20 protein-coding genes are annotated in these 23,143 nt (G+C 43.7%); 10 read left to right on the forward strand and 10 right to left on the reverse strand.

Going from position 1 to position 23,143, the window contains the following annotated elements:
- Positions 1–53 precede the first annotated feature (53 nt).
- Both L5M49_RS00360 and L5M49_RS00365 read right to left on the reverse strand, forming a co-directional pair.
- The gene (locus L5M49_RS00360; RefSeq protein WP_263138240.1) at positions 54–725 is read right to left on the reverse strand and encodes a YceH family protein; all 672 of its coding nucleotides are present in this window, start codon (positions 723–725) and stop codon (positions 54–56) included.
- Positions 726–858: 133 nt separating this feature from the next.
- A complete protein-coding gene (locus L5M49_RS00365; RefSeq protein WP_263235443.1) occupies positions 859–1,701 on the reverse strand; it encodes a S1 RNA-binding domain-containing protein in 843 nt (280 codons plus the stop codon).
- A 598-nt stretch (positions 1,702–2,299) separates the two neighbouring features.
- Between L5M49_RS00365 and L5M49_RS00370 the strand changes: the two genes are divergently transcribed.
- The 8 genes from L5M49_RS00370 (at position 2,300) to L5M49_RS00405 (ending at position 9,191) form a co-directional block, all read left to right on the forward strand.
- On the forward strand, positions 2,300–2,452 hold the full coding sequence (locus tag L5M49_RS00370; protein WP_011846564.1) for a hypothetical protein: 153 nt from the start codon (positions 2,300–2,302) through the stop codon (positions 2,450–2,452).
- A gap of 487 nt (positions 2,453–2,939) precedes the next feature.
- Complete coding sequence (speA, locus tag L5M49_RS00375; RefSeq protein ID WP_028760330.1) at positions 2,940–4,853, forward strand: biosynthetic arginine decarboxylase; 1,914 nt, start codon at positions 2,940–2,942, stop codon at positions 4,851–4,853.
- Positions 4,854–5,012: 159 nt separating this feature from the next.
- Positions 5,013–5,954 (forward strand): S-adenosylmethionine decarboxylase proenzyme, encoded by a 942-nt coding sequence (locus tag L5M49_RS00380; RefSeq protein WP_263235651.1) that lies wholly within the window; start codon positions 5,013–5,015, stop codon positions 5,952–5,954.
- Positions 5,955–5,982: 28 nt separating this feature from the next.
- Positions 5,983–6,621, forward strand: a complete 639-nt coding sequence (gene pdxH / locus L5M49_RS00385; protein ID WP_131523902.1) for a pyridoxamine 5'-phosphate oxidase — start codon at positions 5,983–5,985, stop codon at positions 6,619–6,621.
- Positions 6,622–6,689: 68 nt separating this feature from the next.
- A complete protein-coding gene (locus tag L5M49_RS00390) occupies positions 6,690–7,142 on the forward strand; it encodes a YaiI/YqxD family protein (RefSeq protein ID WP_006081277.1) in 453 nt (150 codons plus the stop codon).
- Between the two features lie 154 nt (positions 7,143–7,296).
- The gene (locus tag L5M49_RS00395) at positions 7,297–7,872 is read left to right on the forward strand and encodes a YceI family protein (protein ID WP_263235441.1); all 576 of its coding nucleotides are present in this window, start codon (positions 7,297–7,299) and stop codon (positions 7,870–7,872) included.
- 176 nt (positions 7,873–8,048) lie between these two features.
- Positions 8,049–8,405: a DUF3802 family protein gene (locus L5M49_RS00400; protein WP_113938764.1), complete on the forward strand. Its 357-nt coding sequence runs from the start codon at positions 8,049–8,051 to the stop codon at positions 8,403–8,405.
- 423 nt (positions 8,406–8,828) lie between these two features.
- Complete coding sequence (locus tag L5M49_RS00405; protein WP_028760325.1) at positions 8,829–9,191, forward strand: STAS/SEC14 domain-containing protein; 363 nt, start codon at positions 8,829–8,831, stop codon at positions 9,189–9,191.
- Positions 9,192–9,214: 23 nt separating this feature from the next.
- Here L5M49_RS00405 and L5M49_RS00410 read toward each other — a convergent pair whose 3' ends face one another.
- From L5M49_RS00410 to nhaB, 3 genes are all read right to left on the reverse strand, one after another.
- Positions 9,215–11,833, reverse strand: a complete 2,619-nt coding sequence (locus L5M49_RS00410; RefSeq protein WP_263265238.1) for a PAS domain-containing protein — start codon at positions 11,831–11,833, stop codon at positions 9,215–9,217.
- Between the two features lie 160 nt (positions 11,834–11,993).
- A complete protein-coding gene (gene dsbB, locus L5M49_RS00415) occupies positions 11,994–12,521 on the reverse strand; it encodes a disulfide bond formation protein DsbB (RefSeq protein WP_263265239.1) in 528 nt (175 codons plus the stop codon).
- An 89-nt stretch (positions 12,522–12,610) separates the two neighbouring features.
- A complete protein-coding gene (gene nhaB / locus L5M49_RS00420; RefSeq protein ID WP_028760322.1) occupies positions 12,611–14,212 on the reverse strand; it encodes a sodium/proton antiporter NhaB in 1,602 nt (533 codons plus the stop codon).
- A gap of 301 nt (positions 14,213–14,513) precedes the next feature.
- Here nhaB and fadR point away from each other — a divergent pair, with 301 nt between their 5' ends.
- On the forward strand, positions 14,514–15,230 hold the full coding sequence (gene fadR, locus L5M49_RS00425) for a fatty acid metabolism transcriptional regulator FadR (protein ID WP_028760321.1): 717 nt from the start codon (positions 14,514–14,516) through the stop codon (positions 15,228–15,230).
- A gap of 84 nt (positions 15,231–15,314) precedes the next feature.
- Here fadR and L5M49_RS00430 read toward each other — a convergent pair whose 3' ends face one another.
- From L5M49_RS00430 to sodB, 4 genes are all read right to left on the reverse strand, one after another.
- Positions 15,315–16,841 (reverse strand): SpoVR family protein, encoded by a 1,527-nt coding sequence (locus tag L5M49_RS00430; RefSeq protein ID WP_263235434.1) that lies wholly within the window; start codon positions 16,839–16,841, stop codon positions 15,315–15,317.
- A gap of 9 nt (positions 16,842–16,850) precedes the next feature.
- Positions 16,851–18,119 carry a YeaH/YhbH family protein gene (locus L5M49_RS00435; protein WP_263265240.1) on the reverse strand — a complete coding sequence of 423 codons (1,269 nt, stop codon included), beginning with the start codon at positions 18,117–18,119 and terminating at the stop codon, positions 16,851–16,853.
- Between the two features lie 66 nt (positions 18,120–18,185).
- Positions 18,186–20,120, reverse strand: a complete 1,935-nt coding sequence (locus L5M49_RS00440; RefSeq protein ID WP_131523897.1) for a PrkA family serine protein kinase — start codon at positions 20,118–20,120, stop codon at positions 18,186–18,188.
- 286 nt (positions 20,121–20,406) lie between these two features.
- Positions 20,407–20,991 carry a superoxide dismutase [Fe] gene (gene sodB, locus L5M49_RS00445; RefSeq protein ID WP_028760317.1) on the reverse strand — a complete coding sequence of 195 codons (585 nt, stop codon included), beginning with the start codon at positions 20,989–20,991 and terminating at the stop codon, positions 20,407–20,409.
- Between the two features lie 225 nt (positions 20,992–21,216).
- Between sodB and grxD the strand changes: the two genes are divergently transcribed.
- Positions 21,217–21,549 carry a Grx4 family monothiol glutaredoxin gene (gene grxD, locus L5M49_RS00450; RefSeq protein WP_011846572.1) on the forward strand — a complete coding sequence of 111 codons (333 nt, stop codon included), beginning with the start codon at positions 21,217–21,219 and terminating at the stop codon, positions 21,547–21,549.
- A 161-nt stretch (positions 21,550–21,710) separates the two neighbouring features.
- Here the strand turns inward: grxD and L5M49_RS00455 are convergent, their stop codons facing one another.
- Complete coding sequence (locus L5M49_RS00455) at positions 21,711–22,961, reverse strand: uracil-xanthine permease family protein (RefSeq protein WP_028760316.1); 1,251 nt, start codon at positions 22,959–22,961, stop codon at positions 21,711–21,713.
- Between the last annotated feature and the right edge of the window lie 182 nt (positions 22,962–23,143).

Consider the following 23,143-nt stretch of genomic DNA (forward strand, 5'->3'; position numbering starts at 1 on the left):
CTCACATAGCACTTATTATCCATCGGTATTTATCAGTCATTATCTATCGCTAATTAGCTCAATGAGGCGATTAATTCATCGAGCTTTTGCGTCAGTTCGGCGACTTGTTGTTCAAGCTCTGTCACTCTGTTCACTAATTCAAGCGGCTCTGCGTCTACAGATACAGCGACATGGGCTAAGGGATGACTTGTGCTATGGGATTGACTAGCACTTTCGTGCGATGACGCTGCAGAGAATAATTCCACATAACGGGATTCACGGCGACCAGCTTCTCTGGGTAATTGTTTTAAGAAGGGCTTTTCACGGCTCATTAATTGGCGGATGCAATCTTCCACGTCGATCACGTCTTTAAATTCGTGTAGGCGGTTGCTGCGGGTCCGAAGTTCTCCCGGTGTTTGTGGGCCACGTAATAGCAACAAACAGACGATGGCGAGTGCGGCGGGGGACAGTTGAAGTTCGCTGAATTCGGTATTGCAGAATCTGTGCTTGTATTTAACGACGCGGCTGCCGAATCCCGACTGTTCGCTGATCAAACGTTTCCGATTTAGGGAATCAACGGCGATTTGCACTTGGGTTTCACTGAGTTCGAGTACGGGCTCGCGGCTGGTTTTTTGATTGCAGGCTAAGGTCAATGAGTTTAGCGAGAGTGGATATTGCTCGGGGGTGGTGATTTCTTTCTCAAGCAGGCATCCGATGACTCTGGCTTCGTGTAACGTGAGTTCCATATAAGCTCCAAAGAAAAAAGCATGGCTTTGTTTATAACAGAGCCATGCTTAATATCCTAGGAGTTGTCAGTCAAACTCTGCCTTAGTGGCGGTAAACTGTACAATTTTAACGCTAAGTCCTGAATAGAGTTGATTATTCTGCTGTTTCAGTTAAACGCAAACCATCATTATCTATGCTCAGTTGGCCATTCTTAAATAAGCCACCTATGGCTTTTTTGAAGGCTTTTTTACTCATACCAAGCTGATCGTAAATGATTTCAGCATCGGTTTTATCGGTCAGGGCTAAGAAGCCGCCAGCCTGTTTGAGTTTGATCAGAATGATGTGGGCATGCTTATCTAATTCTTGTTTACTGCCTTGTTGCAGCACAAGATCGATTTTGCCGTCGCGGCGCACTTGTTTGATGAAACCTTTGAGTCTTTGGCCGAAACGCAGTTTTTGGAACACTTCGTTTTCGTAAATCACGCCCCAATGGGCATGATTAATAATGGCTTTGTAGCCTAAATCTGTGGTGCCGCCGATATATAAATCGACCTGCTCACCGACTGTGTACCCTGGCTCTGTCTTATCGAGGAACTTATCGATTTTTGATGAGGCCATGATGCGTTCATCGGCGCGGTTAGCGTGTACATAGACCAGATATGAGCGGCCTTCTTCGATAGGCTTATGTTGCTCACCGAAGGGCAGTAATAAATCTTTATCTAAGCCCCAGTCTAAAAAGGCGCCATAAGGGCCGGTTGTAACGGCTTTTAAATAGGCAAATTCGCCTACCTGTGCCAATGGACGGCGCGTGGTAGCAATCACGATATCTTCAGAATCTAGATACAGAAACACGTCAAGCAGATCACCGACTTGGCAGTCTTTTGGGGTGACTTTGTTTGGCAGCAGTACTTGCCCTAATTCGTGGGCGTTTAAATACACGCCAAAGCTGACTTGTTTTACAACCTCAAGTTTGCAGGTTTTACCTATCTGTACCATGGATCTCTCTGTGCATAATGGAATGTGATTCGGTTGCGATTATACACTTCGGTGCTGAAACTGCAGCATTATTGTCTTTGAGCTTTATTTTAGCGTGTGTGAGTCGTCACTTAGCGCAGGCTTGACCACGTATTGTGTCTCGGAGGAACCACTGATTTGTGGCGGGTTTGGCGCCGTGATAATTGGTTGTTTGGCTTCACTTAATATTGGCAAATGTGCATCACTTGAGTGACACACAAAAATCAGGGATATTTGCAGGGGTAAATGTCAATAAAAGTGACAAAGGTGATATAAAAAATATTGAACAGACTTGTACGACGTTTATGGGTTAACTAACTAATATTACTCTATTTAAAACCAATGGGTGGCGGGTGATTGTTAAGCAGGTGTTTATTATATTTTAATGTAAAAGATTAAATGAGATTCTTGCTTGCATTCTGTGACATTGCGCGGTTTAATTGCGCCGTTCAACGATTCCGCTCGTTGCAGACATTACAAATATTACGTGAGTAATAAAGGTTTTATGGTTCACCAGTCATTAACCGTGTAATTGACAACATATCGAATTACATGGGGTTAAGAGGGTTTTTATTAGCTAATGCACAAGCATCCATTTTTTGCACTTTGCCTAAAAGTGTCACAATGCCAACGCTCGATTGTCGTACCATACGATGATACTGGCCTTAAGCATCTCACGTTGATCCGCATCAATTCTGGCCGCGAAGAAGCCAATAGTCCCCTGTTAAAATAATCTTGCCTAGCGATAAGCTGGTTTGGCGTTTTCGCTAGTTCAGTGTTATCGGTTTTCGTTTTCTACTTGTGTTATCTGTTTCTGAAGGTCTTAACCTCTTTCAAACGTCTTTAAGCTACTTATTAGCTTGATGTTTTAAGGATGTGACTCAGGATCTTATTTGGCTTTTTGGCGGTATTTGCGCCCTTTAGCCTGAGGATAAATGCAAGCGAGGCAAGTAAAGATAGCTTTACTGAGGTAAGGGAATAAGCTTTCCCTTCAATATGATACGATGTATTGCGCTAAGATGCGTTGTCTCTTGCGCCATTAATGAAAATCGCAGCAATGTCACTTACACTAGCGTGACGTTGCGGCATTAAGGAGAAGGTAAAATCTACCTTCGTGTATGTCAGGTAAGGTGTCCCTTTGCCTGGGTTTGTCGAACGGGCGGTTGTGCTATTAAGCCATAACCGTTTAACCCATTTTTTAATAGACGGGCTAAATAATAATGAATGATTGGTCTATTGATGATGCTCGTGCTGGGTACAATGTTACTCACTGGAGCCAAGGTTTTTATGGGATTAGCGATCAAGGTGAGGTGACTGTGTCACCGGACCCCAAAAATCCTGATTACAAGATTGGCTTAAATGAGCTAGCCAAAGACATGGTTAAGGCGGGAGTCGCTTTACCTGTACTAGTTCGTTTTCCGCAGATCCTGCACCACAGAGTGAACAGTTTGTGCCAAGCATTCGACCAAGCGATACAGAAGTACGAGTATCAGGCGGACTATTTGCTGGTTTACCCGATTAAAGTAAACCAACAGCAAACTGTGGTGGAAGAGATCCTGGCGAGTCAGGCATCAAAAGAAGTACCACAACTGGGTTTAGAAGCAGGCAGTAAGCCTGAGCTGATGGCTGTGTTAGCCATGGCGCAAAAAGCCAGTTCAGTCATTGTATGTAATGGTTATAAAGATAATGAATATATCCGTTTAGCACTGATTGGTGAAAAGTTAGGCCACAAGGTTTACATCGTTTTAGAAAAACTGTCTGAACTGAAAATGGTGTTAGCTGAATCTAAACGTCTGGGTGTGACACCGCGTTTAGGTCTACGTGCACGTTTAGCGTTCCAAGGCAAAGGCAAGTGGCAGGCGAGCGGCGGTGAAAAATCTAAGTTCGGTTTATCTGCTGCGCAAATTTTGTTGGTTGTAGAGCAACTTAAGCAACACGATATGCTGGATTCGCTGCAATTGCTGCATTTCCACTTAGGTTCGCAAATCGCTAATATCCGTGATATTCGCCAAGGTGTGAGTGAAGCGGGTCGTTTCTACTGTGAATTACGTGAATTAGGCGCAAGCGTTAACTGCTTCGACGTCGGTGGTGGTTTAGCGGTGGATTACGATGGCACTCGTAGCCAAAGTAATAACTCGATGAACTATGGCCTGACCGAATACGCCAACAACATAGTTAACGTATTGACTGACATCTGTAATGAATACGAGCAACCTATGCCACGTATTATTTCAGAATCGGGTCGTTACTTAACGGCGCACCATGCTGTGCTTATCACCGATGTTATCGGTACTGAAGCTTATCAGCCTGAAGATATTCAACCGCCAGCGGAAGATTCACCACAGTTATTGCATAACATGTGGCATTCATGGTCTGAGATCAGCGGCCGCGCCGATCAACGTGCTTTGATTGAGATTTACCACGATAGCCAAAGTGACTTACAAGAAGCGCATTCGCTATTCGCTTTAGGTCAATTGACCTTAGCGGAGCGTGCGTGGGCTGAGCAAGCTAACCTGCGCGTGTGTCATGAAGTGCAAGGGCTATTGAGTGCGAAAAACCGTTATCACAGACCTATCATTGATGAACTCAATGAAAAGTTAGCCGATAAGTTCTTTGTTAACTTCTCATTATTCCAGTCATTACCGGATGCTTGGGGTATTGACCAAGTGTTCCCAGTATTGCCGTTATCGGGCCTAGATAAAGCCCCTGAGCGCCGTGCTGTCATGCTCGATATCACCTGTGACTCTGACGGTATTGTCGATCAATACGTTGATGGTCAAGGGATTGAAACCACGCTGCCAGTGCCAGCATGGAGTGCGGATAGCCCATACCTGATTGGTTTCTTCCTTGTGGGTGCATACCAAGAAATCTTGGGTGATATGCATAACCTGTTTGGTGATACAAACTCAGCAGTGGTTCGCATCGAAGATAATGGTGTGACTAACATCGAATCTGTATTGGCGGGTGACACGGTTGCTGACGTATTGCGTTACGTTAACTTAGATGCGGTGGCCTTTATGCGCACTTATGAAGAGTTAGTGAATCTGCATATCGCCGAAGGTGAACGCGCACAAATTTTAGAAGAATTGCAACTAGGGCTGAAAGGCTATACCTATTTAGAAGATTTTTCTTAATTTCTAGCGTGTTAAAATAAATCAGCCTTGGGTAACCTCGGCTGATTTTTGTTTTTATAAGGACAGATTTTTCACTTTTATTGCCGTTTTAGTCGTGTAAAATCGCGTTGTTCTAGGATCAAGTAAAGGATGAGTGACGATCATGAGGTCAAAGGGTTGATGTTTTTTGAAGGTTCAGAAAAAAAACTCGAGATTATCGTGACGGCGTCTGCGCCGAATTTACGAGAACTCGATGTGAGTTTTTGGTCTGCCTTAGTCAACTGTGCCCACGCCGAGATACTGTCGCAGTTAAGTAATGCGGACTGTGATGCCTATCTTTTGAGCGAATCCAGCTTGTTTGTATGGCATGACAGATTTGTCATGCTCACCTGTGGTAACAGTACCTTAGTGGACGCCGCTTGTTATTTTATCGACGCGCTTGGCGTGCCTGCCATGGCCTTGGTGAGTTATCAGCGTAAAAACGAATACCAAGCCCATCTGCAAACCACGAGTTTTGCCGAGGATATTGGCAAACTGCGCCAACGTATCGCCGGTAAAGCCTTTCGAGTGGGTCATCTCGACAGCCATCATCACTATTTTTTCTGCTCTGACAGTGATTATCGAGCACCAAAGGATGATCAAACTAGTGAGCTGTTGATGTATCACATTCGTGGCGAATTTGCCGACTATCTTAATGGCGGCTCGCAGAGTAACGATGAGATTTGCGCTGCACTCGAACTTAACGATTTACTCCCTGAATTTGAGATTGACGCCCATTTATTTGATCCGTCAGGCTTTTCGATGAACGGTCTCTGGGGCAAATATTATGTTACTTTGCATATTACGCCTCAAAGCGACAATGCGTGCGCTAGCTCCTATGTGAGCTTTGAAACGAATCTGGATTTAGCGCAGTATCCGCAAGATCTATTAGCGCGTCTATTAACCTTGTTTGCTCCTGTCAGTTGGGACACAATCCGCTTTAATACCGACGACTCAACGCAGGGATTTCCTGCCCATTTATGCTTAGGGCGGTGTTCATTAACGACCGAGCAAGGTTATAACATTGGTTTTAGCCACTATCAGCAGCTTCAGGCTGAAGTGCTGATCCCTGAACTCATGTGAATTTTTGGCGTTTGCTTAAGGAAACCCTATGACAGATCTCAGTGATATCCGCCGCGAGTATGCCAAAGGCGGCTTAAGACGTGCCGACTTACCGCAAAACCCGATGGATTTGTTTGAACTGTGGATGACGCAGGCGAGGGATGCAGAGCTTAGCGATCCCACCGCTATGTGTGTGGCGACTGTGGATGAGCACGGCCAACCTTTTCAACGTATAGTATTACTTAAGCGTTTTGATGACACAGGTTTCGTATTTTTTACTAACCTTGGCAGCCGCAAAGCACAGCAAATTGCTGCTAATAATAAAGTCAGTTTGCATTTCCCTTGGCATCCTCTAGAGCGTCAAGTATCGGTGCTCGGTGAAGCGCAGGCACTGTCCACCGCTGAAGTGCTTAAATACTTTATGACCCGTCCTAAGGACAGCCAAATTGCTGCTTGGGTATCGCAGCAGTCGAGTAAACTCAGCGCTAGACAAGTACTTGAAGGCAAATTCTTCGAAATGAAAGCTAAGTTCGCCAAGGGCGATGTGCCTTTACCCAGTTTTTGGGGCGGTTACTTAGTGAGACCTTCGAGTATCGAATTTTGGCAGGGTGGAGAACATAGGCTGCATGATCGTTTTATTTATTCTCGCCATGATGCAGAGTGGGAAATCGATCGTTTAGCGCCTTAGTACGGTGCATAGTTCGATAGCTCGGCATAAAACTGAGCTTGTGAACCTAATTACAGAGTTAAAAGACATTGAGTGATTATAAAATTTGGGTTGATGCGGACGCGTGTCCCAATCCTATCAAAGAAATCCTGTTTCGGGCGGCGGAGCGCAAAGCCCTGCCGCTGGTGCTGGTGGCTAATCAAATGATCCGCGTACCACCATCTCCCTATATCAGCCAAATTCGAGTCGGTGCGGGATTTGATGTGGCCGATCAATATATTGTCGATCATGTTGAACCGACGCATTTAGTGATCACCGCGGATATTCCCTTAGCGGCTTTAATCATTGAAAAGGGCGCCTTGGCGCTCAATCCCCGTGGCGAGCTTTATACCGTCGATAACATAAAACAAAAGCTGACGATGCGCGATTTTATGGAGGATTTGCGCGGTTCTGGCGTGCACACTGGCGGGCCTGATTCGTTTTCTCAAGCAGATAAACAGGCTTTTGCCAATAGCTTAGATAAATGGTTAGTGCGCGTATGAATCATAGTTTACTGGTCGCTAATGGATAAACAGAGTATCTTTAGCTTAAGTTAGGTGATGTTGATCACGTTTAACTGGGCAGGATTTTAGTCTGTTGCGGATGTCGATTTTCTTTACGGCATGGCTTTAAACTCACTCTTTAAGGACGGATACGATGAAAAAATGGATGGGAATTGTCGCCTTATCTGCTATGGCCAGTTTTAGCTGTGCCGCGCAATGGCAAGTGATGGAACAAGATTCGCGAGTCAGTTTTATTTCGGTAAAGAAAGGTGATATAGGTGAAGTCCATCACTTTAAACAACTCAAAGGTACGCTAAAAGATAACGGTCTATTTGAATTAACAATTCCACTAATCGGTGTGGCAACGGGTATTGATGTCCGCGATGAGCGGATGCAAAATTTGTTATTTGAAGTGTCTTTGTATCCAGAGCTGAAACTGTCATCACAAGTAGACCCTCAGATACTAAAAAATCTTGGCGTTGGTGAGAGTAAAGTTTTTGATATTGATGGAAAAATTGCGTTACACGGTAAATCGCAAACTAAGGCTTTTTCGGTGATTATCACTAAAGTTTCTGATAACAAACTTTTAGTGAACAGTTTTCAACCGGTAATTGTTAATGCCAATGAGTTTGATCTTGTTGCTGGGATTGATAAATTACGTGAAATTGCGGGTTTATCGAGCATTAGTCAAGCTGTTCCTGTGTCATTTATACTAACCTTAACTCAGTAACTTCAATAAGATTGGTATAGATCAATACGTCTGTTATCGAAGATAGGCTAGAGTTAAATAAGTGGCGTATGCTAGATCTTGATAAGAAGCCGAGCCTTTGGCTTCTTTGATATTTTCTGATGTGCTATTAATAGCATCACAATAGATATTAAGTTAATGAGTTTAAAGGGTAAAAAATGGTCACAGATAAAGATGGTTACATGCATTTGGTCCAGTATTTAACTGAACATCTTGGCTTATTTGAAACACCAAGTTCAGAGGTTGTTTCAGACGATACTGTGATGGAGTTATTTGAAGAGCAATTGTCGGCACAGATCATTATGGTGTGTGGCCAAAATCCATCGTTGTCTTTTACGCAACGTAATGTGATTATCCGTGAAGTGGATGCAATTGTGTATGATTTAGAAGAGATTTTAGCTTCAGTTGCCAACCATAAAGCGACTCCCGCACAGACTTTATTTATTACCGAGTTTTCTAGTTTGATTAAGAATTTGTTCGATCAAGAAATCGCTAAACTTCAAGTGAGTGCTTAGTCAGAATAGCAATTAGATTATCTATTAATGCGTGATTTCAGGTAAGTCACGACTAATACTAATTTTTAGCGGCGTAAATCATCATCGTTTGAGTACCATGTGTTTCCTCACTCTTATTGTTAAGCTCGAGCAGTCGTAGCCTTGAGTGTCAGGTAAATATCTGCTCTTTGCTTCACCTCATGTTATTTCGTATGGTCACCATTTTTCATCGAGTTCTGCGACTAAGTTTTGTTGCTGGGTTATGCGAGTCATCGCTGTGGATTAGCTCCTTTTAGTGTTATTTGCATTGCTGATGTGTATGTATTAAATGGTGTTAGCTTAAAATAAAAAGCCCATCTTTCCCGCATTTATGTCATTGTCTGTGTATCTTTAGTGTATGAGCTTTAACTATTTTTCCCTTCATGTATTGATAAGGAGTGTTCAATGCTAACGATTTCTTCGGGTCATGCTGATGATATATTGGCTGTGGTCGCATCTGGCCGTGTTAACCATGGGGATGTTGAAGGCTATTTGGTTCCCGCCATAGAAGCCAAGCTGCAAGACCACGCCAGTATTCGCCTTTGGTACGAGTTTTCCCCTGAATTTGAAGGTATATCCGTTGGGGCCCTGTGGGATGATGCGGTATTAGGTTTATTTCATTTAAGTGATTTTTCAAGGGTTGTGATGATTGCCAATGCCACTCAAACAAATGCTATGGTTAATGCGCTAGCCTGCATGCTGCCATGTCCGGTAAAGGTATTTACCGCCGATGAACATAGCCAAGCCAAGGCATGGTTAGATCAATAACGCACCTTTGTTTATTGCGGTTCTCAACCTGTACTCAGTGGCCAACGACATTGAATGTGTGTGCCTTGGTTCAAGTGGCTACTGATGCTAAGGCTGCCATTGAGATCATTTTTAAGCCACAGATTTATACAGGTCAGCGTTCCAAGGCAGAGTTCTTGCGCTAGTTCTTGCCGTAACTGTGCGAGTTGCGGCTCTGTCATACCTATCCCATTATCGATAATACTGATGTGTAACTCTTCACTCGACTTGTCGATATTAATGGTTATTTCACGCTGTTCATTGTGAGCTTTAAATGCATGATTCAACGTGTTGGTGATTAGACGATAAAACAGCTGCAAATATTGCCAAGAAGGGCCATCAATGATGATATTTTCTTCGCAATTTAACGCTATTTCCACATTTGTTTTAGCTAGTTGTACCTTTAGCAACCCTAAGAGATGGCGCATAAATTGTGCGAGATGCAGTGGCCGAATGTCATTTTGATGATTCGTTAATAACTGGGCAATATGTCGCAATTTATCTGCCTGAGTCACCATGATTTCGGTAATCTGATTTTGGTCGTTAGCATTATCTATTGGCTGAAGTTGGCACACTTTGGCGAGTAGCTGATCTTGCTCATGCATAATTTGCGTCATCATTTCAGCTAGAAAATTTTGCATTAGCTGTTGGCTTTGTTCACGACTGAGATTGAGTTGATGATGCTTCTCAAGTAATTGGGTTGATTTGTCTTGGAGCAGATGGAGTTCATGGTTATGTTGATTACTGAGGCGAACTTGTTCTTGTAGGTGATTAAGCGCCTCGACTTGCCCTAAAAGTAACTTTTCTTGTTCTTGCTCTTTAATTTTTTGTAAGGTGATATCAAAGGCGATAGCACCGACTGCAATAACGGTATCGTCATCATCTTTGATCTTAAATTTAGTCACGATATAAATAAGATTGCCTAGGGGCGATGGAATAGCTTCTTCGAAGTTTATGGCTTCATGATTATGCAGAACACGTCGATCATTTTGTTGATACTCGTGGGCAAATTGGCTGGGAAATATCTCAAAATCAGAGGTGCCAATAATGCGTCTGCGTTCTATACCTAAGATTTCACAATATTTGTCATTGACGAGAATATATTTACCGTGAAGATCTTTGATATAGATGAGATTTTGAGAAAATTTAAGTAAAGCCCTCAATTGTTCTTTATGGCGCTTTAACTCCAGTTGAAACAGGTTTTGGCTCTGCAATTGCTGTTCTAGTGCCAGATTACTCGCATCTAAGCTCGCCATTGCCACTTCAAGCTGTCGAGTACGCGACAGGAATGTTTTTGCCAATAAGCCAATTTCGTCATGGCTGTTATTGGCTTTGAGTTCGATAGAGGCGGAATCATTACGTTTTAAGGCTTGGACGATTTCAATAATGGGGGTGATAAATAGTCGGTGCTGGAGTAAGAATAATAGAATTAAGCCTAATAGTTGAATACAGACTAAATAAACGCCGACCTTTTCGATTAAATGTTTAGCGGTATCTTGCAGCGGTGAAATTGGGGTGACGACAAGTACCTTCCAATAGGTATTTGGCATGAGAAATACCGAAACGAGGGATGCCGTTTTAAGGATTGGATCATGGGTCAAAGTTACCGACGTCAGTAATTTCGGGGCAGTAAAATGATTTAAGGCATTGTTATTTACGATGGCCGCTAACATGTCACGCTCATTTTGATGACTTAGTCTCGTTAGATGCTGCATCTGTTCTTGGGTAAAAACGCGCTCGGCAATCGCCGCTTCTATAAAGGCTTTATCTGCACTCTGTAATGCGACTTCGACGGGGCTGAAATCTGGCTGTTGGCTGGCGAGATGATTGAAGGTGACGAAAGAATGATTGGTATTGGTTTGATGCTTAAGATCGTTATTGGCATCTGGATAGGCGAGTACTTGGTTTTGATGATCTAAGGCTATGACATAGCCTCTGACATTAATCATAGTATTGCGTAATAGCACATTGAGCTTTTCTAAACTGATATCCACAGTGGCGGCACCAATAAACTGATGGTCCATCCACATAGCGCCTGAGGCTGTGATCATTGACTCATGGGTTGTCGGATCGAAATAAGATTTTGACCAGAAAATTTTACCTGCAGGAAAATAGCGCGTCGGGCGATACCATTCTTCGGTGTGGTAGCTTGGGAACGTGTCTTTGTTATAGGAATCAATGGCGACTAATTCATCGTTTACATTGTGTGCCCAAAACAGGCTATCTCGAAATTTTTGCTGATTAAACGCGCCGGGTTCTGGCCAGACGCCGCCGCCAGAGATGATGCGTTGTTGACTATCGAGTTTCAGTAACGTGGGAATAGTTTTCACCAGTTGCTCATGATCATAGCGGTAAAGTTTGGCAATACTGGAAATAGAGTCGACTACGGTTTCAACCTGTGAAGTCATTTCTTGCAGTTTGGCGATAATCAACTGGCCATAGTTTTGGTTTAACACGGCTTGCTGATCAAGAACTTGTTGGCGTTGAATGCTTAGCATCACCCAAGCTGTACTACAAATCAAAATAGCGGCAATGACGAGCTGAATAAGGCTAAATTTGAATGGCAAACTGTTTTGCCATTGGGTTAATGGCGTGTGTGGCTCAGATGTCGAACTTTTTCCCATAATCCCCAGTTTCCAAATCACCACTTTTCATTGAGCCAGTGTAGCGCTTTCTCACTGTTTTGCTATTGGCATATGTTTAAGTTGCGAGGATTGAATAGGATAAGTGGAATACAATCGTCAATAAAAAGGCAGGTTTTATGCCTGCCTTATCTCAAACTCGTTATTTATAAAGAGATGGTTTATTTGAACCACTTAGGACAGGCACAATAAAGAGTAACCAAGCGACTAAGAAGCCACTGAAGGCCACTACCATCCATTCGGGCATCGTTACACCCATAAAGACCCAAGGTACATCAGTACACATGCCAGTAGGCATCATAATGGCAGGGAACCATTCGTGTAATGGCATCCAAGCAGGAAATTCAGGTAAGAATGAACAGGTTGAAAAAGGGGATGGGTTGGCTTGCATATCTACGAGCGATAAGGCTAGTTTTAATCCCCAAGTTGCACTGATGGCCCAGAGCACGGCAGCTAAGATCCTGACTATTCGATATTTGGGTGCTGTCATGCCAATGAGACCTGCCGCCAATAAACCAAAAATAGCGAGTCTTTGGTAAATACACATGACACAGGGTTCCAGTTTCATAACATATTGAAAATACAGGGCGGCTGCTTCTAACCCAAGGGCTGTGCCTGCGAGAATAAACCAAGATGAACGGGAATGGGCAAAGCGAGTCATTACAGTCAAAGTGAGCTCCATATCAACAAAAAACGCCCTCAGACATGGGGCGTTTTTTGGACTCTACTTATTAAATAAAGTTCAGTCAATAAAGAAGATTAATGTCCAGTCATCGGCTCTAAAACTTCACTAGCGCTGTGATGGATGATTATCTGGGAATCATAGAAATATTGGGTAGCTTGTTCCAAGAAACCCGTTTGAATCGCCATGACACCTACGATAGAGAGCACGATAGTGTAAGGTAATGCCATCCATACCATTCTGCCATAGGATAAGCGGATAAGTGGTGCTAGGGCTGAGGTTAGTAGGAATAAGAACGCCGCTTGACCATTGGGCGTGGCAACCGAAGGTAAGTTAGTTCCAGTATTAATCGCAACGGCCAGCAAGTCGAATTGATCACGGCTGATTTGACCGTTAATCAATGCCGCTTTCACTTCGTTAATGTACACAGTGCCGACGAACACGTTATCACTCACCATAGACAGCAATCCGTTGGCGATGTAGAAAATCACCAACTGAGTATTGCCTTGATAACTCAGTGCCCATTGGATCACTGGTGCGAATAAGTGCTGGTCGATAATCACGCCAACAACCGCAAAGAAGACAGCTAATAACGCGGTAAAAGGCAGTGCTTCTTCGAAAGCTTTACCGAGGGCATGCTCATCGGTAACGCCGTTAAAGGCTGTGGTTAAAATAATCACAGAAAGACCAATTAAGCCCACTGAGGCCAAGTGCAATGCAAGTCCTGCGATCAACCAGACACCTACTAAGGCTTGGACGATTAACTTCATGTTGTCTTTATTGGTACGGCGCGCATCTTCATGGGCGGCATATTCACATAAGATCCGATGAACGGCCGTTGGCAACTTAGCACCATAACCAAAAATGCCAAATTTTTCAACTAAGTAACAAGTTAAGATACCCGAGATTAATACTGGAACAGTAACGGGTGACATACGCACGGCGAATTCACCAAATTGCCAATTTGCTTGCGCGGCGATAATAAGGTTTTGTGGTTCACCCACCATAGTACACACGCCGCCCAGCGCAGTACCCACACCCGCATGCATTAACAGATTACGTAGGAAACCACGGAATGCACTGAGTTCTTCTTCGTTTAACTGATCTTCACCATCATCATTTTTACCTTCAGAGGTATGATCGTGATCGGCGCCGAAATCTTTTCCAGAAGCGACCTTGTGGTAAATAGAATAGAAACCCACAGCGACCGCGATAATGACGGCAATAACCGTTAACGCATCTAAGAAGGCTGATAAAAAGGCTGAAGCCAAACAAAACATTAATGACACTAAAATTTTAGAGCGCACTTTAGTAATGATTTTTGTGAAGCCAAATAGCAGCAATTGCTTCATGAAATATATACCAGCGACCATAAACACCAAGAGTAATAATACTTCGAGGTTGGCTTCTATTTCATGTAAGACTTGGCTTGCCGATGTCATTCCGATCGCGACGGCTTCAATTGCCAATAATCCGCCAGGCTGTAATGGATAGCATTTTAATGCCATTGCTAAGGTAAAAATAAATTCAAGAACCAATACCCAACCAGCCACAAAGGGGTCGACATAGAAAAAGAGTATTGGATTGATAATTAAAAATGACAGTATTGCGGTTTTGTACCACTTAGGAGAATTTCCTAAGAAGTTCCCAATAAACGCCTGACTCATTGTCGCCGGCATGGCAGCCTCTCTTCTAATTATGTTAAAAATTGCACGTGATTATTATCAATACCTGCGTTAGTTAAATGAGTCTAGCCTAAAGAGAAAGCTAATGTAATGAGTTACTGATACCGACATTTCAAAAAGCGGAGCTAAGCGGCAAAATTGGCCCATCCTGTATTGACCTTGGTCGTTTTTTTGAACGATTCTGTGACATTTACACGGCGATAACACAGTGATTTTAAGTGAATGGTTTCCATTTTTTACCGCTCTGGTATGATCAGTGACCATTACGACGCACAACAACTGGATAAGTGGGCTGATGATTATCAATGCCAAAGGACCTGCAAGTTTTGCAGAGAAGTATATTGTGAGATCAATTTGGGAAAACAAATTTCCTCCAGGGTCCATTTTACCGGCTGAACGTGAGCTTTCAGAATTGATTGGTGTGACTCGCACCACTCTGCGTGAGGTGCTACAGCGCTTGGCGCGTGACGGTTGGTTGAAGATTCAGCATGGCAAACCAACACGGGTTAACAACTTTTGGGAAACCTCAGGCTTAAACATCCTTGAGACTATTGCTGATTTGAATCCCGAGGGTTTTCCGGTATTGGTTGACCAACTCTTGTCAGCTAGAACGAACGTCAGTGCTATCTATTTTCGCGGTGCTTTGCGTTATAACCCGGATACCGCTGTGGAGGTACTTGCAAAGATTCACCAGCTTGAAGATACGGCTGAATCCTATGCTGAATTTGACTACTTACTGCATCACACCTTAGCGTTTTCGTCTGGAAATCCACTTTACGTTTTGATATTAAACGGATTTAAAGGTTTGTATAGTCGAGTTGGTCGTTATTACTTTACCAGCTCAGATGCGCGTTTATTAGCATTGAACTTTTACAAAGAATTAGAACTGTTGGCTCAGGCGAAAAATTACCTCGATGTCTCTGCGCTAATGCGTACCTATGGCATGAATAGCGGTAAGATGTGGTTACAATTACGCGAAGATATGCCAGCTTCTATTGCTCAAGATCATTAATCTCTGTGAGTGATATCGTGTTAAGATAGCGCTAAATAAACAAAAAGGCCGTTTCAATTGGAAACGGCCTTTTTATTGTGCTTATTATTCTGGTTTATTGGCTTCAGGGCAGGATGCTAAGACGCTAATACTCGCATCTGCATTTTTTTGCTCTAAGGTGACAGTGAAACCCCATAATCGATGTAAATGCTTTAATACTTCTTTATGGCTATTGGCTAAGGGAATATCGTTATTTGGCACATAATGTAAGGTTAAGGATCGATCACCGTTGATTTCCACATTATGTACTTGGATATTTGGCTCAATATTAGACAGGTTATATTGTCGTGATAGTAACTGGCGAATATCTTGATAGCCCCGTTCATCGTGGATCGCGGATACCGAAAGATAATTGCGTTTCTCATCATCATGGATACCGAACAATTTAAATTGGCGGATAACTTTAGGTGAAAGATATTGGCTAATAAAACTTTCATCTTTAAAGTTTTGCATCGCAAAGTGTAAGGTTTCAATCCAATCGCTGCCAGCAATGTCGGGAAACCAAGCTTTATCTTCATCGGTTGGATTTTCACAAATACGCCGAATATCGGTGAACATAGCAAAACCTAAGGCGTATGGGTTGATGCCACTGTAATAACGACTGTTGTAATCGGGTTGGGCCACAACGCCTGTATGGCTTTGCAAAAACTCGATCATGAAGCGGTCAGTGACCACGCCATCGTCGTACAAGTGATTCAAGATAGTGTAATGCCAGAAGGTTGCCCAGCCTTCATTCATCACTTGAGTTTGTTTTTGCGGATAAAAATATTGCGCCATTTTACGCACAATACGGATTATTTCCCTTTGCCATGGTTCAAGCAAAGGAGCGTTTTTCTCGATGAAATATAAAATATTTTCCTGCGGTTCGGCGGGGAAACGACGTTTTTTCGATTGAGACTGCTCATGTTGATGGGTTGGAATGGTGCGCCATAAATCATTTACTTGGCTTTGAAGGTAAGCCTCGCGATCCTTTTGTCTTGCTTGTTCTTCCCTGAATGAGATTTCAGAGGGACGTTTATAACGATCGACACCATAGTTCATTAGCGCATGACAGGAGTCTATGACGCTTTCGACTTGTTCTACACCATATTTTTGCTCGCAGTCACTGATGTAGTTTTTAGCAAAGACAAGGTAGTCAATAATCGAGCTCGCATCTGTCCATGTCTTAAATAAGTAATTGTTTTTAAAAAAGCTGTTATGTCCGAAACAGGCGTGAGCTATCACCAGCGCCTGCATTGTGATGGTGTTTTCTTCCATTAAGTAAGCGATGCAGGGGTTAGAGTTAATCACAATTTCATAGGCGAGCCCCATTTGGCCACGTTTGTAACCTTGCTCGGTTTCGATAAAACGTTTGCCGAAAGACCAATGGGTGTAACCTATGGGCATGCCTATGCCAGCATACGCATCCATCATCTGTTCTGCTGTGATGACTTCAATTTGATTTGGGTAAGTGCTGAGTTTATAGAGCGCTGCCACCCGCTCAATTTCCTTGAGGTAGTCCTGAAGTAGCTCGAAGCTCCAGTCGGGACCATCGCTCAGTGGTGTCCAAGATGTTGATTTAGTTATCCCCATAGTGCCCCCTTAAACCGCTTGTTTCTTGAATAGCTCCCTAAAGACAGGGTAAATATCTTCGGCTTGACGTATATGCTGCACGGCGATGTTGTCGTAATGCTGTTGCAGGGATTCATATTCGCGCCACAGGGTTTGATGGGCGCGATTGGTGATTTCGATATAGCTGTAGTAGCGCACCAGTGGCAATATTTTTTGTTCTAATAATTGCCTACAGGTAGGTGAATCGTCGGCCCAGTTATCCCCGTCGGATGCTTGTGCCGCATAGATATTCCATTCATCGGCGGGGTAGCGTGCTTGTTGAATTTCATGCATTAATTTCAATGCACTGGACACTATGGTGCCGCCCGTTTCTTGGGAGTAAAAGAACTCGTGTTCATCGACTTCTTTGGCTTGGGTATGGTGGCGAATGTAAACCACTTCTAAATTTTTATAGGTACGAGTGAGGAACAGATACAGCAAGATATAGAAGCGTTTTGCCATATCTTTAGTTGCCTGATCCATAGAACCAGACACATCCATTAAACAGAACATCACAGCTTGGCTAGAGGGGATTTCTCGTTTCGCATAATTATTAAAGCGCAGATCGAAAGTATCGATAAACGGCACTCTAGCAATCTTTTGTTTTAATTCCTCAATTTGAGCTTTTAAATCCAAAATCAACTCAGCCCTAGTGCCTGGAATATTTTCCAGTTCAGCAAGTTCTTGTTCTAACTCTTTTAATAGTTTCTTTTTACTGGCCGACATCGCAATGCGACGAGCAAGGGATGAACGTAATGAACGGACAATATTGATGTTAGCGGGGACGCCATCATTGGTGAACCCAGCACGGTAGATTTGGTATTCTACCAGTTTATTGAGGCGATTTTTTTGTAGATTGGGGAGTTCTAAGTCCTCAAACAATAACTCTAGATACTCGTCTTTAGAGATTTCGAACACAAAGTCATCGTCGCCTTCACCCGAGTTTGAGGCCTCACCTTTGCCCGAACCGCCGCCTGAACCACCAGGTGGTCGGTCAATTTTATCGCCACGGGTAAATTGGTCATTACCGGGATGCACTCTATCCCTGACACCGCCTTTGCCTTGGTGAAACATTGGTTCACTGATATCCCGTGTTGGGATACTGATTTTTTCGCCTTTATCTACATCCGTTACGCTGCGACGAGTCACTGCATCGCTGACGGCTTTTTTAATTTGTTGCTTATATCTATTGATAAAGCGTTGGCGGTTGACTGTGCTTTTTCCTTTCGCATTCAACCGTCTATCGATAAAGTTCGCCATACGCACCTCCCAAAACCCAGCGAAGGCTTTGGCAACACCAAAGCCCTGTACTTAGTTAGCGCAAGTTTAAGAAGATTTACGAACTCGTAAATACCACTCAGACAAGAGTCGGACTTGTTTTTTGGTATAGCCTTTCTCCATCATGCGATTGACGAAATCATCGTGTTTGCGTTGATCGTCGTTCGACGTTTTGGCGTTAAAGGAAATAACAGGCAGTAAATCTTCTGTGTTGGAGAACATTTTCTTCTCGATCACAGTGCGAAGTTTCTCGTAGCTGGTCCAGAGCGGATTGTTACCCTCATGGTTCGCGCGGGCGCGCAGCACAAAGTTAACGATTTCATTACGGAAATCTTTAGGATTGCTGATCCCCGCGGGCTTCTCAATCTTTTCAAGTTCAGCATTGAGGGCGGCGCGGTCGAATAGCTGACCTGTTTCTGGATCGCGGTATTCTTGATCTTGGATCCAAAAATCGGCGTAGGTAACATAGCGGTCGAAGATATTTTGGCCGTATTCAGAGTAAGACTCTAAGTAAGCGGTTTGAATCTCTTTACCGATAAACTCCACATATTTAGGGATCAAATAACCTTTTAGGAATTCAAGATAACGTTCGGCGGTATCGCCGGGGAACTGTTCTTGTTCAATTTGTCGTTCGAGGACATAGAATAAATGTACTGGGTTGGCGGCGATCTCTGAATGGTCGAAGTTAAATACCCGCGACAAAATCTTAAAGGCGAAACGGGTGGATAGTCCATTCATGCCTTCATCGACACCTGCGTAATCACGGTATTCTTGGTAAGACTTAGCCTTAGGATCGGTATCTTTCAGGCTTTCACCGTCATATACCCGCATCTTAGAGTAGATGGAGGAGTTTTCAGGCGGCTTGATGCGTGACAACACACTAAATTGCGCTAAGGTTTCTAAGGTGCCGGGAGCGCAGGGCGCTTTCGATAACTCAGAGTTGATTAGCAGTTTTTGATAGATTTGCAGCTCTTCTGAGACCCGTAAACAGTAGGGCACTTTGACTATGTAAACACGGTCGAGGAAGGCTTCGTTGTTTTTGTTGTTTTTGAAGGTTGACCACTCGGACTCGTTTGAGTGAGCCAGAATAATCCCGCTATAGGGCAAGGCCGATAAGCCTTCTGTGCCGTTATAGTTACCTTCTTGCGTCGCAGTCAGTAGTGGATGCAGCACTTTAATGGGTGCCTTAAACATCTCGACGAATTCCATCACCCCTTGGTTTGCACGGCACAATGCGCCTGAATAGGCGTAAGCATCGGGATCATCTTGGGAGAAATGTTCGAGTTGCCGAATATCGACTTTACCGACAAGGGACGAAATATCTTGGTTGTTTTCATCACCAGGTTCAGTTTTCGCTATTGCCACTTGGTCCAGAATGGATGGAAAGACTTTTACCACGCGAAATTTGGAGATATCGCCACCAAACTCATGCAGACGTTTTACCGCCCAAGGCGACATGATAGTTTTCAGATAACGGTTGGGAATGTTGAATTCATCTTTTAACAGCTGTCCATCTTCTTCCACATCAAACAGGCAGAAGGGGTGATCGTTGACTGGGCTGCGGACTCCATTCGCGCTCAGAATGTAAATGGGCACTTTTTGCATTAGGGCTTTGAGTTTTTCGGCGAGTGATGACTTACCGCCGCCCACTGGGCCCAGTAGGTATAGAATTTGTTTGGATTCTTCTAATCCTTGAGCCGAGTGCTTTAGGTAAGCCACAATTTGCTCTATGGCGTCTTCCATGCCGAAGAAATCTTTAAATGCGGGATAGCGTGAAATAAGTCGATTCGAAAAAATACGGCTAAGTGTTGGATTTTTTGCGGTATCAATGACTTCTGCTTCACCAATTGCAAGCAGTAGTCGCTCTGATGCTGACATGTAAGCGCTGCGATCTCCCTTGCAGATGTCCAGAAACTCCTGCAAAGAATATTCTTCATCGAGTTTTTGTTCGTAGCGCTTTTGGTAATGCTCGAAAATGCCCATATAAACCCCCTGAAACGCCAGTGATGTCATGGAACGGATAACTGGCTAGCCAGCCTCCTACTCTAATCTTAGACACAAACTCACTATCTGTGTCAAAAAAATATCAAATAAAAACAATAACAAATAGTTGCAAACGCAATTATTGCACTTGTAGTTAGCGGAGGATAAATCGGTAGGATGAGGGATGGGCGGCAAACGAGGGGCATAAAAAAAGAGCCACTAGGGCTCTTTTTACTGGGATTAACCCACTGCTCATTCGGCAGTAAACAACGTTAGGTTAAATGAATTAACCTGCGAAGTTTTGGTTAACGAAGTCCCAGTTAACTAATTGCCAGAAGTGGGCAAGATAGTCAGGACGCACGTTACGGTAATCGATGTAGTAAGCGTGTTCCCACACGTCAACTGTCATGATTGGTGTTACTGTGCTGTCAGTCAGTGGCGTCGCTGCATTGCTAGTGTTAACGATAGCAAGAGTGCCATCGGCTTTTTTCACTAACCATGTCCAAGCGCTACCGAAGTTGTTTACTGCTGAATCAGTAAATTGCGCTTTGAATGCGTCGAATGAACCGAAAGCGGCATTGATTGCATCAGCAACTGGGCCTGTTGGTTCGCCGCCAGCATTAGGGGCTAAGCAGTTCCAGTAGAAAGTGTGGTTCCACACTTGAGCTGCGTTGTTAAACACGCCACCCGTAGAAGTTTTGATGATATCTTCTAAAGATTTGCCAGCGAAATCAGTTCCTTCGATTAAGCCGTTTAGCTTCACAACATAAGTGTTGTGGTGCTTGCCGTAGTGGTATTCTATGGTTTCTTGAGAAATGTGTGGTTCTAGTGCGTTCTTTGCATATGGTAATGCGGGTAATTCGAAAGCCATTAGTATCTCTCCATGGTCTTAGGTTATCGTTTCTTAAACGTGCTCACTTGGGACTATTGTACCGATAAAATTTGTGATGTGAATCATTGTTTAGCTAATTGACTAGATAGACGCCATCGAAAAATCAAATGTCGACATAACCTTACAAACTGTGGGATTTTGTTCTGCGTCTAGCTGACGTACAATAGTCGCATTGAGTCAACGTCATCCTACTTAGGAATCAAAATGGAAACAGTAGAGAAAATTAAGCAGCAGATCACGGAAAACCCTATCATTGTTTATATGAAAGGCTCTCCTAAGTTACCAAGCTGTGGCTTCTCGTCACAGGTAGCTCAGATCATGATTAACTGCGGCGAGCAGTTTGCATTCGTGGATATTCTTCAGCATCCAGACATTCGCGCAGAATTACCTAAGTTTGCTAACTGGCCGACTTTCCCACAATTGTGGATTGAAGGCGAGTTGATCGGTGGGTGTGATATCGTAGTGGACATGTTCCAAAAAGGCGAATTACAACCTTTGATCAAAGCGGCTGCCGCTAAGATCAAGACTGAAGAGTAAGAGTTAATTCTTACTTCATAAAAATATTGCTTCATAAAAAAGCCGCCGTGATTGATATCACGGCGGCTTTTTTATGGTGGTTTCTTAAGAAACGATCAATTTTATAAAGTGGTTATTTTTCAATGACATACTTCGAAATTGATCGTGTTTTCAAGCCGTAATTAATGAGGCGTCACATCAGACTCATGGTGTTTATTGTGTGGCTTAGTCGCGGGTAATAGTAAGTTCATGGTAATAGCGACAATACCGCACAAGCTAATACCAGTAAGACTGAATGAACCTATGCCAAATGCCATGCCGCCGATACCAAAGACTAAGGTAACACCGACAATACTTAAATTACGTGGCTCAGATAAATCCACATGATTACGAATAAGGGTGTTGAGGCCAACTGCGGCAATGGAACCAAATAGCAAACACATAATACCGCCCATCACTGGGACGGGAATAGTTTGCATCAGCGCACCTAGTTTGCCAACGAAGGCTAAAGTGATGGCGGTAATGGCAGTCCAAGTCATGATCTTAGGATCAAAATTTCGGGTTAAGGTTACTGCACCTGTCACTTCTGAGTAAGTCGTGTTCGGTGGACCACCAAAGGCTGCGGCTGCAATTGTGGCAATCCCGTCACCCGTTAGCGTGCGATGCAGGCCGGGTTTTTTCATAAAATCTTTACCCGTGACGTTGGATATCGCCAGAATATCACCTATGTGTTCTACCGCAGGGGCGATTGCCACTGGGATCATAAATGCAATGGCATACCAGTTTAATTCTGGCGCGACAAATTTAGGAATAGCAATCCAGCTTGCAGCGGTCACGACTGCAAAATCAACAATACCAAAGGCTAGGCTTAAACTGTAACCTACTATAATACCTGCTAAAATCGGCATCACTTTGAGTAGGCCCTTTGCGAAAATCGCCACCGCGATAGTGGTACCAAGTGATGCGAGCGAAATAAATAACGCCGTATTTGTAGCGACTAAAGTCAAGCTACCATCACCACTCTTGCCTAATGCCATATTCACTGCCACGGGGGCTAAGCCAAGGCCGATAATAATGATCACAGGTCCCACTACGACTGGGGGCAATAGTCTGTGAATAAAGTCAGTACCGCGCACTTTAACCAAGGCGCCGAGCATGACGTAGACCACGCCCGCGGCCATAATGCCGCCCATTGTGGATGGAATTCCCCAAGTCTGCACGCCATAAAGTATGGGGGCAATAAAGGCGAAGGAAGATGCGAGGAAGATAGGCACTTGGCGTTTAGTAATCAATTGGAAGAGTAGGGTACCGATACCTGCGGTAAACAATGCCACACTGGTGTCGAGCCCTGTAAGTAGCGGCATTAGTACTAGGGCACCGAAGGCCACAAATAGCATTTGCGCGCCCTGTAGGGGGATAGCGAGTCGTCTCATTTATTATTCTCGTTAATTTAGGGTAAACCGCCAAATGATAACAGTTTGTTGGATTTTGAGCAGGAGAAAATCGCCTGTTTTGCCGACGTTGATCACTGTTTGGGTTTTCTGTGCTATGGCAGGCACGGAAATGGGGCTAAATTTTGGCAAGACTCGCTTAAGGCGCTAACTATGGTACAATT

Source organism: Shewanella sp. SM74 (assembly GCF_025653725.1).
GTDB classification, from domain to species: domain Bacteria; phylum Pseudomonadota; class Gammaproteobacteria; order Enterobacterales; family Shewanellaceae; genus Shewanella; species Shewanella oncorhynchi.

Bases quoted from the DNA above. Each gene is read 5' to 3' on its own strand.
- pdxH (WP_131523902.1), top strand. From the start codon at position 5,983: ATGACAGATCTCAGTGATATCCGCCGCGAGTATGCCAAAGGCGGCTTA.
- L5M49_RS00455 (WP_028760316.1), bottom strand. From the start codon at position 22,961: ATGAGACGACTCGCTATCCCCCTACAGGGCGCGCAAATGCTATTTGTG.
- L5M49_RS00380 (WP_263235651.1), top strand. From the start codon at position 5,013: ATGTTTTTTGAAGGTTCAGAAAAAAAACTCGAGATTATCGTGACGGCG.
- L5M49_RS00430 (WP_263235434.1), bottom strand. From the start codon at position 16,841: ATGGGGATAACTAAATCAACATCTTGGACACCACTGAGCGATGGTCCC.
- nhaB (WP_028760322.1), bottom strand. From the start codon at position 14,212: ATGCCGGCGACAATGAGTCAGGCGTTTATTGGGAACTTCTTAGGAAAT.
- L5M49_RS00405 (WP_028760325.1), top strand. From the start codon at position 8,829: ATGCTAACGATTTCTTCGGGTCATGCTGATGATATATTGGCTGTGGTC.
- L5M49_RS00400 (WP_113938764.1), top strand. From the start codon at position 8,049: ATGGTCACAGATAAAGATGGTTACATGCATTTGGTCCAGTATTTAACT.
- fadR (WP_028760321.1), top strand. From the start codon at position 14,514: ATGATTATCAATGCCAAAGGACCTGCAAGTTTTGCAGAGAAGTATATT.
- sodB (WP_028760317.1), bottom strand. From the start codon at position 20,991: ATGGCTTTCGAATTACCCGCATTACCATATGCAAAGAACGCACTAGAA.
- L5M49_RS00395 (WP_263235441.1), top strand. From the start codon at position 7,297: ATGAAAAAATGGATGGGAATTGTCGCCTTATCTGCTATGGCCAGTTTT.
- L5M49_RS00435 (WP_263265240.1), bottom strand. From the start codon at position 18,119: ATGGCGAACTTTATCGATAGACGGTTGAATGCGAAAGGAAAAAGCACA.
- L5M49_RS00365 (WP_263235443.1), bottom strand. From the start codon at position 1,701: ATGGTACAGATAGGTAAAACCTGCAAACTTGAGGTTGTAAAACAAGTC.
- L5M49_RS00360 (WP_263138240.1), bottom strand. From the start codon at position 725: ATGGAACTCACGTTACACGAAGCCAGAGTCATCGGATGCCTGCTTGAG.
- L5M49_RS00440 (WP_131523897.1), bottom strand. From the start codon at position 20,120: ATGGGCATTTTCGAGCATTACCAAAAGCGCTACGAACAAAAACTCGAT.
- L5M49_RS00410 (WP_263265238.1), bottom strand. From the start codon at position 11,833: ATGGGAAAAAGTTCGACATCTGAGCCACACACGCCATTAACCCAATGG.
- speA (WP_028760330.1), top strand. From the start codon at position 2,940: ATGAATGATTGGTCTATTGATGATGCTCGTGCTGGGTACAATGTTACT.
- grxD (WP_011846572.1), top strand. From the start codon at position 21,217: ATGGAAACAGTAGAGAAAATTAAGCAGCAGATCACGGAAAACCCTATC.
- L5M49_RS00370 (WP_011846564.1), top strand. From the start codon at position 2,300: ATGCACAAGCATCCATTTTTTGCACTTTGCCTAAAAGTGTCACAATGC.